We start from the raw sequence: 1,220 nt of genomic DNA on the forward strand, positions 1-1,220 counted from the left end.
ACCGCGGTGGGCACCCGCGGGTCGGCCCAGGTGGCCGACGCACTCCTCGAAGTCCTGGGCGCGTCCGGCCCTCCGTCCTGACCCGCCCGCACGGTCCGGCAGCCACCCGGCGCCGCCCCACCGCACCGTCCCATCCGTCCCGTGAGTCGCCTGGAAGGTCTCCGCCCGTGCGTGCACGCGATCGCTACCTCTTCATCAGGATCCTGGAAGCCTGCAACGCCGACTGCTTCATGTGCGAGTTCGCCCTCTCCCGCGACACGTACCGCTTCTCCCCGGAGGACTTCGCCGACCTGCTGCCGAAGGCCAGGGACGCCGGCGTGGGCTACGTCCGGTTCACCGGGGGCGAACCGCTGATGCACCCCGACGTGGTGGACCTGGTGCGCGCGGGCACGGCCGCCGGGATGAAGATGTCCCTCATCACCAACGGCTCGCTGCTGCCCCGTACGGCCGCCCCGCTGGCCGCGGCCGGCCTCGCGCAGGTGATCGTCAGCCTGGACGGAGCCTCGGGAGCCACCCACGACGTCTACCGGCGCACCCCCGGCCTGTTCGACAGCGGGCTGCGGGGCCTGCGGGAGGCCGCCGCGCTGGGTGTCCTCCCGAGGGTCAACACCGTGGTGGGACCGCACAACTACGCCGAGATGCCACGGCTCCAGGAGGTCCTGACGGAGGCGGGGGTGCGCCAGTGGGAGCTGTCCGCGCTCAAGCTCGACCGCACGATCACCTACCCGGACGCCGACCACGTCCGCAGCGTCTGCGACCCGATCTACGACGCCGACCCGGCCGCCCTGCTGGTCCCGATGGGCAAACGCTTCTACGGGGACACCCCGCAGGAACAGGAGCGCTACTTCACCGGGTCCGTCACCCCGCGCGCCGCCGAACCGCTGTGCCACGTCGCCGACGACGTCATCTACGTGGACGGCAAGTACGGGCGGATGTACGCGTGCAGCTGCATCCCGCACCGGGAGGGCGACGACGGGCCCGGCGGCGCGCCGCTGCGGGAGCAGGGCGTGGTCCGGCTGGACACCCCGGTGTTCCGGGCGCACGCCGACTACTTCCGCGAACGCGGCCCCCAGGTGTGCAGCGGGTGCTCCACCACCGCGGCCGGGTACAGCGACGACGTGGCGCGGCTGGGGGAGGTGGGGGCATGGCACTACTGAACCCGTCCGGGGCCGCTCCGGCCGCGACGGAAGGCGGCGGCCGCGCCGGCCCGCGGGTGCTGC

Annotated in this window: 1 protein-coding gene; it reads left to right on the top strand. The window is 73.5% G+C overall.

The window, feature by feature from the left end:
• Positions 1-167: 167 nt before the first annotated feature.
• Positions 168-1,157: a cytosylglucuronate decarboxylase gene (blsE, locus tag VR44_RS32020; RefSeq protein ID WP_045951134.1), complete on the top strand. Its 990-nt coding sequence runs from the start codon at positions 168-170 to the stop codon at positions 1,155-1,157.
• Positions 1,158-1,220: the final 63 nt, after the last annotated feature.

This window comes from Streptomyces katrae (assembly GCF_000966975.1).
Taxonomy (GTDB): domain Bacteria; phylum Actinomycetota; class Actinomycetes; order Streptomycetales; family Streptomycetaceae; genus Streptomyces; species Streptomyces katrae.